Raw genomic sequence first — 7,770 nt, 5'->3', positions numbered from 1 at the left:
GAAGTTGGTCCAGTTGCGGTAGCCGTAGGCGGTGCGTTTGATCTGTTTGATTTTGCGGTTCACACCCTCGATTGGCCCGTTGGAGAGTGAACAGGTTGTCATATTCTTGATGAATTGCTTTTTATGAATAAAGGTTTTGATGGTTGTTAAAAGTTGAGGACTAACGTTCTCGACTTCTTCTAAGGCCTTAATAAAAGCTGTATAGTCACGGTTACGAATAGCTTCTACGAGGTCATGGGCTGAGAAGTAAGTACGTGTGAAAACACTCACTTAGGCACAGTACGTCATTAATGTTGTTTTTTCCAATTAAGGAGCTATTATATTCATAAATATTTAAGGAGAGGTGAGAAAAGATGAAAAATAGTGTTCTTGTATTTCTAACAATGTTGGCCGTTATTTTATACATTGTGAGCACCATATCAGTATTTGGGATAAGTCAGGTTATAGGGTTAATTATTATTATCGCTGTAACAGTTTATTTAATTATAAAATTGAGACGTGAGGAGTAAAACGGTGATCTCAAACGTCCGCCTATGAACATGTCTATTTCTAAACTAACCTCATATTACTCACGGGAGGTGTTTTTTATGTTTGAAAAATTTCGATTTCATTATATACCACAAGTTGATGAGAGTGATTGTGGCGTGGCCGCCCTGAGCATGGTTCTTAGGAAATACAAAACCGACTATTCAATCGCCAAACTTCGAAATTTAATAAAAACGAATCTGGACGGTACGACGGTTCTTGGTAGTTAAGTCATTTAGTAAGTATTATGATGGGTATGACAAAAACGGTAACTTTGTTGTTAATCCTGATGACAGTTCTGATGAGTTAGATAATATGGTGACGACATCGCTGAAGTATCAGAAATTCGTCGCATAAAAAAACACACTACCACCGGCCTCTAGCCAGTGCGTAGCGTGTCACATTTTTAACGTTCAGATGAATTCATGAGGTGGTTACTGAACGGATTTCAATTGAATTAGTCAGCGTCGTTAGCTGTGTTTGCGTTAGACGTGTTTACCCGCGCGTAACCAACAGCGTGCCACCATGGGGCATGAACGGCTTCGCGAACGACCCCGCGGTTTTGAGCATCGATCATCTTACCCTTACCGATGTACATCCCAACGTGGGAGATGGAGTAGGCACTACCACCGAAGAAGACCAAATCGCCCTTCTTGATGTTCTTGTAGCTAACGTGCTTGTAAGCATTGTATTGAGCTTGTGCAGTCCGTGGCAAAGTAACGCTAGCACCCTTTTTGTAGATGTAGCTGGTAAAGCCAGAGCAGTCAAATGCAGAAGGACCAGTAGCACCGTAAACGTAACGGGCACCTAAGTGTGACTTGGCAACCTTGTAGATCGACGTGAAGTCACTCTTGGTAGCGGCCGAAGCGGTCGTGGTGTTGCTAGCGTTAAAAGCGAAAAAGCCAACGAAAACTAAAGCACTTGCTGCGATTGTTTTAATAAATTTTTTCATCCTAATAAACACCCCTCATGAATTTTACAAGTTCTAGAATAGCAATGTAATATGACAAACATGTAACAAGCCAATTGCAGACCTGTTAAATGTCTTAAACAAATCATTACTTTTGCCCATAAATTGGCAATTGGGGGGTATAATTTGCAAGTATCTCACATAATTGATAACTTAGTTTACATAAGCGTTAAGGGGAGGAACTGCGGAGATGGCACAATTTTCAAATGAAGCACGGCAGTATTTCGACGTCCAGCGCCTGGTCTTTCGAATCGGGGAGCTAGCATCCATGACGGGCGTTTCGGCGCGGCAACTGCGGTACTGGGAACAAAAAGGATTGATCACGGCACGCGAGAGAGAAGACGGTCAGCAGGCGCGGGTCTACACGTTCAAGACGTTTGTCCGAGTCACGCTGATCAAGTATTTCTTGGATGAGGGCTTCACGCTGGCCGGGGCCGCCAAGCAGGCGGATAAGCGCCAGGATCGCATGAAGTACATCCATCATTTTGTGACGGCAGGATTGAAGGGCTTTGCCAAGGTTGACGGGGAACTCGCCTTGAACTTGGGCGCCTTTGATGCCGAGCAGACCCTCCTGGCCATCGTACCGGACGAGGGGCCGATTCGCTACCGGTTATTGCCGAATGCTGAGGCTCAGCGGCTGGTACAAGCGGAGCCGGAATAGATTTTTGAAGGCATGGTACAAAAGTCATTTCCCAAGCAGAAATGGCTATTTTTTTGACCCGTTGCATGTATCGGCCAGATAGATTATACTAGGCAAGCAGAAAAGAGGGAACGGTGTGTACGAATTATTTGTGTTAGGACAATTGATGGACCACGATATGGCGGGCTATCAGTTGCGTAAGGCCTTGGTGACGGTGGTCGGGCCGGAACAGACCGTGAGCTATGGCGTGTTGTATCCACTCCTGGACCGGTTGAATCAAGCCGGAGACATTGTGCTGGCTAGCGGCACGGGGGCCCGGTCTAAACGAGCGGCTACGTTGACGGAACCAGGCCGAGCGCATTTTTACCAGCTAGTCTTACAGCCGGTCACCATCAATAAGCAGGCCCAGCTGGCTTTTCAGATCAAATGTAATTTCTTACATCTCCTCGACGAAGCCGGGCAACGGACCGTGTTACAAGATTTTCAAGCGTTCAGTCAGGGGCAATTGGCCAGTCTGGCGGCGGTGCGGGCGTATTTGACCGATCACCCACGAATGGTGCCGCTCGACGTGGCCGACGCCTTAGACGTCAATGAATTACAATATTTACGCGCGCAGGCCCAGGCCGATTGGATTACGGCGCGGCTGGCGCGATTAGAGAAAGAAGTCTGATCATGAAAAACAAAACTTTTGCGGACGACCCGCAGATTCAAAAACATCGCTGGTGGATCTTGGTGGCCGTGTGCCTCTTCACCTTCATGTCAACGCTAGACGCCAGCATCGTCAATATTGCCTTGCCGGTCATGAGTCGTGATTTACATATTCCCATGAACCAAGCGGAATGGGTCGTGTCCATTTACCTCATCGTCATCTGTGCCTTGTTGCTAGTCTTTGGCAAATTGGGCGATACGCGCGGCAAGATTCGCATCTTCAAAGTGGGGTCTGTCTTGTTCATTTTGGGCTCACTGTTGTGTGGGTTCAGCGCGGGCTTGACCTTTCTGCTGATTGCCCGGGCGATTCAAGCGGTGGGGGCCGCGATGACCATGGCCACCAACAACGGCATCATTACCGAGGTCTTCCCGTTCAGTGAACGCGGGCGAGCGCTAGGAATGATTGGCTCCTTCGTGGCGCTAGGCAGTATCGCTGGTCCGGGGGTCGGCGGCCTTATCTTGGCCCACCTCCACTGGGGCTACATCTTCTGGATCAACGTGCCGGTCGGCGTGGTGGCCTGGTTCATCGGCCAACGCATCTTGCCGCGCGATATCACGGTAACGCACGCGCCCATCGACCGTGCCGGCGCCAGTCTCTTTGCGATTATCATGGTCAGTCTGTTTGCGGCCGTCTTTATCGGCCAAGAAATTGGTTTTGGGCAACCGTTGATCTTGGGACTTTTCGTCGTTGCTGTCGTGGCGTTGGTCGTCTTCGTGCGGTTAGAACTGCGCGTGAGCGATCCGATTCTGGCATTGCAGTTATTTAAAAATAAACGCTTCAGCATCAGCATTCTCTGTGCCTTTTTGATCTTCGTAGCCAATTTCTTCTTCAACGTGATTGCACCATTTTACCTGGAAAATGCCCGGGGGATGGCGGCCAATTACGCCGGGTATGCGTTAATGACCTTTCCCATCGTCCAAGTAGTCGTGGCGCCGATTGCCGGGACTGTGTCCGATAAGATTGGGCCGGAACTGTTGACGTTTATCGGCCTGGTGCTCATCTCTATTAGTCAGGTCGGCTACATGCTGGCTAACTTGGGCACGCCGCTATGGGTCTTCATGTTCTTCATCGGCTTGGTCGGACTAGGCAACGGTATCTTTATGTCGCCGAACAACTCGATCGTCATGAGCTCCGTGCCCGTGCAAAACTTGGGCGTTGCGGGTGGCATCAACGCTTTAGCCCGGGAGCTGGGGATGATCATTGGCATCTCGATTGCCACGACCGTGCTGTTCAGCGCCATGGGGCATTACGCTGGTCACCGGGTCACGGCGTATTTGCCTGCGCACCCAGAGATCTTCATTGCCGGCATGCGAGTGGCATTCATGGTTTCGTTGGCAATCTGTTTGGTAGCGACGGTCATCACGGGGTGGCGCTTGTTCCGGCGGCCAGCTCGCGGGTGAGGGTGTGATGCCAGATTCAGCTAATGGCTGGTACTTTTAGTTTGGATAGTTAGATTTTAAAAAACGGCTGTACTTAGACCCAATATCTAGGTACAGCCGTTTTCATATTGCTTAGCTAAAGGTTGAAAGCTGAATTAATGTCTTAACTCCCGGAGTGACAGCGTTTTGTCCACCAGAACTAGTGAAACCAGGGCCTGCGTCAGCCAGGGTTCCGCCTGCTATGGGGAACACCTCCAGCCTGAAGAACGGTCTTCCGGTCCGCCCACCGCGTTCCAACCCATAGTTGGCGGACGGTAGGCGGCCAGCTCAAACTACGAGGCTGTAAATGACTAGTTTTTACGTCACGAGCCGCGTAGTGACAATATGTCTAGCTGATTTTTATCTTTCAACCTTCAGTTGCTTAATCCCTAAAACAAGGGGGGTGTGGGACGTTTCAGTCAATGGGGGATACTACTTACCTTAATCCGACCGCTGGCTGGCTGAGATGCGCTAAGACGCCGTTAGACAAGTGCTAATTAGCAATCCCGCCAAACGAAAAAAGCCACCGACTGCAGTCAGTGACTTTTTTGATAAATAACTTAATCTTTCTTGGCATCATCGGTATCAGTGGACTTGGTCTCATCACTTGGGGTGATGGACTTCACTGGCCGGTCTGCGCGGCGTTGACGCTTCTTACGCCGCGGCATGTGGAATTCGTGAGGCTTCTGAGCTGGAATCACAACGGATAACTTCCCGAAGGAGGCCGCCATGATTGGCAACGTCAGGTTGAAGATGATAGCCGTGAGAATGGTAATCAGGACCACCGCCGTCAACGTTTGTGATTCAGCGACCAGTAAGCCTAAGACGCCAGCAATCACGATGAACAGTGAGTGGCGCATGGTTTGACCGACCTCGTGAATCCCTGGTAGTAACCAGTCGAGCAGTGGCGCGTCGTTTAACCGGTAGCTCAAGGCTAACTGGGTCAATTCAACGACAGCTAAGACAGTCACTGGCACAAAGGCCAGCAGTGGGACTTGCCAGTTGAAGTCGCCGTTACCCGTCAGCCACTTCATCAACAGGTGCGTGAGTTGGTAGCTGGCCGCAGTGGAAGCCAGGAAGGTCAAGAACCAGTAGCTGGCTTGCAACAGGGAACGACTGAAGATGATCAGGAGTAACAGCGTAATCCCAAAGACCAGCGCTAAGACGCGTGGCAGGTCGTGTTGGAACTGCGTTTGAATCGTCGCCGTCGTGGCTGGTTGACCCGCAAATGTCAGTGGGGAACCTTCCAAGACAGTGCCGCGTAATTGTGCCGTAGCGACCTGCTTCAATTGATCCAAGGTCTTGGCCGTATCGTTGGCATTCGGCGCGTGTTTCAAGGTAATCGTCAGGAAAGTCGATTGGACCTTTTCATCGGTGTTGTTGACCAGGGCTTGTTGGAAATCGCCGCTGGCAATCTGCGTTGGCGTCAGGTACAAGGACTTCGCTGCTTCGGAACTCTGTAAGCCACTCAGGTAGAGGTACATCTTGTTCAATGACTTCTGCATGCTGATGACTTGCTTACGGGAATCCTTCAAGCTACTGTTGACGGCCTTGATGGTCTCCATGTAGTTTGACAGGTTCGAGTGAGCCGTCGTGGTATCAGAATTGGTGGTCGAGACATCACTGGACAGCGTGCTCAAGGTGCTGAGCGCGGCGTTCAATTGTGAGTTGACCGAGAGCAATTGACTGATGTAACTCTTGATCCGTTTGGAAGAAGAGGACGTCGTCGTGGTGGAAGACTTGGCTTGGGCCGTTTGCAACGCCGTCTGCAGTGAACTACTGTCACTGACTAAGCTACTGGTTTGCGTGGTCAGCTTTTGCAGGCGTTTGACCTCAGCTTGTAAGGTCTTTTGCCGCAAATTGACACTGTCCGACTTCAAGTCGTTACGGACCGTTCCCAGTTGACCAACCACACCGGTCAGTTCATTGGTCAAATTCCCCAATTGCGTTGATTCATAGTACTGCGTGATGGGTTGACCACCTGGTTGGGTAACGGACGTGACGCTCGCGACACCCGGTTGGGCCTGGAGCTTCTTCGTCAGGTTATCCAATTGATACAGCTGGTTTTGATTATCGAGACGTTTGTTGGCTTGCAGGTAAAGGGTCACTGGTGTTGCTTTCCCTTGACCAAAGTGGGCGCTTAAGACCCGAGCACCCTGCACGGCTTGGTTATTTGGAATGTCAGTTGAATTATCATAGTTGAGTTGATTGCGGTAACCGTAGGCAAATGGACCGATCAAGTAAATGACGACCAAAATGGCGATCCAAGGTTGCCATAACCCGAAGCGAGCCAGACTATGCCAAAGCTTGTGGTCCTTCAACTTCGGCCGAGTCTTCTTCGGCCAGAACAAGCTGGCACCCAGCATCCCCGCGAAGACAGGAACCAAGGTCACACTGGCAATCCCAGTGATGGCAAAGCCAATCCCCAATAAGCCGTAAGCCCGAATGGTGGAGAAGTCAAAGAGCATTAGACTACCAAAGGCTAGCGTTAAGCTCAGGGTACTGATCAGGATGCGATAGCCCAAGTTTTGAATGACCTTGGACGTGGCTTCCTGACTTTCCATGCCGTCGTCGATGTGGTTGCGCAACTCCCGGAAGAACCAGAAGCTGGTCAGCAACGTGAACAGGCTGATACCCAGCAATAGGAAAATCGGCGTGTACTCGGAGTACGCGAAGTTCCAGTGATAGGCCAAGTTAGTCGCCAGACTAAGCGTGGAAATATAGCTAATTAAAATGGCAAGGAACGTAATGATTGGGGCGATGATTGACGCGAATAAAATCCCCATGGCGACTAAGGCCACGAGCAATGTCATCAGAATCACGATCAGCGTGTAAGACGCGATGTGTTCGTTGGCGGCATCACTCACGATTTCGGGGCTGGTGACGTAGGTCTTGAGCCCCAGTGTCGCAATTTGACTGGTTAATTGGCTAGAAATTTGACGAACCGTTCCCTGATTGTGGCTGACCGCCAGTTGGACGATTTCAGTCGATTTATCCTTTGAGAACAGCTGCGGTTTGCTGGTCGGCGTATTGGTCATCGTGGTGATCTTTTGAATCCCATAATAACTGGACCGCTTTTGCAAATTAGACACGGTCTTGTTGACCGCCGCCAATTGCTTATTGGTCAGTGCGCCGTCCGGGTTATTGAAAACCGCGTTGACAGTATAGGTGCCGTTCAAGTTACGACCCCAAGTATTTTGAATCTGGGTCGCCTTGACGGGTTGACTCGTATTCGCCAATTGTGGTTGGCCATCATACTGAATGATGGTTTTGACATTCGGCAAGGTAACAATAGCCGCAAATACCACGATCAACCAGAATACGAGTGCGAAGATGCGGTTGTGGTGAAGCTTTCTGATCCGTTCTTGCATAAGTAATCTGAGTCCCCTCTATGTATCCAATTTCCTGCCGTGCAAGCAGGGTGTAATCCATACTCAATTCTACCATAATGACCGGCGTTCGGGCCGTTTTAAGTCGGATTTAACAAAGTTTAAGAAACTCTTTAGTT

At 49.8% G+C, this 7,770-nt stretch carries 6 protein-coding genes and 1 pseudogene; 4 read left to right on the top strand and 3 right to left on the bottom strand.

Annotation, left to right across the window (positions count from 1 at the left end; translation table 11 throughout):
• A pseudogene (locus EKM83_RS13410) lies at window positions 1–261 on the bottom strand (transposase); the annotation flags it as partial.
• Between the two features lie 326 nt (window positions 262–587).
• On the opposite strand from EKM83_RS13410, the gene EKM83_RS09410 reads away from it, so the two are divergent.
• On the top strand, window positions 588–755 hold the full coding sequence (locus tag EKM83_RS09410; protein WP_125576788.1) for a cysteine peptidase family C39 domain-containing protein: 168 nt from the start codon (window positions 588–590) through the stop codon (window positions 753–755).
• 227 nt (window positions 756–982) lie between these two features.
• On the opposite strand, the gene EKM83_RS09405 is transcribed toward EKM83_RS09410, so the two are convergent.
• Window positions 983–1,477: a C40 family peptidase gene (locus tag EKM83_RS09405; protein WP_125576786.1), complete on the bottom strand. Its 495-nt coding sequence runs from the start codon at window positions 1,475–1,477 to the stop codon at window positions 983–985.
• 208 nt (window positions 1,478–1,685) lie between these two features.
• Here EKM83_RS09405 and EKM83_RS09400 point away from each other — a divergent pair, with 208 nt between their 5' ends.
• The 3 genes from EKM83_RS09400 (at window position 1,686) to EKM83_RS09390 (ending at window position 4,244) form a co-directional block, all read left to right on the top strand.
• Window positions 1,686–2,156: a MerR family transcriptional regulator gene (locus EKM83_RS09400; RefSeq protein WP_125576784.1), complete on the top strand. Its 471-nt coding sequence runs from the start codon at window positions 1,686–1,688 to the stop codon at window positions 2,154–2,156.
• A gap of 115 nt (window positions 2,157–2,271) precedes the next feature.
• A complete protein-coding gene (locus EKM83_RS09395; RefSeq protein ID WP_125576782.1) occupies window positions 2,272–2,805 on the top strand; it encodes a PadR family transcriptional regulator in 534 nt (177 codons plus the stop codon).
• Between the two features lie 2 nt (window positions 2,806–2,807).
• Entirely contained in the window at window positions 2,808–4,244 is a 1,437-nt protein-coding gene (locus EKM83_RS09390; protein WP_125576780.1) for an MFS transporter, read from the top strand.
• A gap of 578 nt (window positions 4,245–4,822) precedes the next feature.
• Here EKM83_RS09390 and EKM83_RS09385 read toward each other — a convergent pair.
• Complete coding sequence (locus EKM83_RS09385; protein WP_125576778.1) at window positions 4,823–7,633, bottom strand: MMPL family transporter; 2,811 nt, start codon at window positions 7,631–7,633, stop codon at window positions 4,823–4,825.
• Window positions 7,634–7,770: the final 137 nt, after the last annotated feature.

This window comes from Levilactobacillus angrenensis, assembly GCF_003946085.1.
GTDB lineage: Bacteria > Bacillota > Bacilli > Lactobacillales > Lactobacillaceae > Levilactobacillus > Levilactobacillus angrenensis.
The sequence above is the reverse complement of the archived record's forward strand: the minus strand, read 5'-3'. Positions and strand labels throughout refer to the sequence as shown.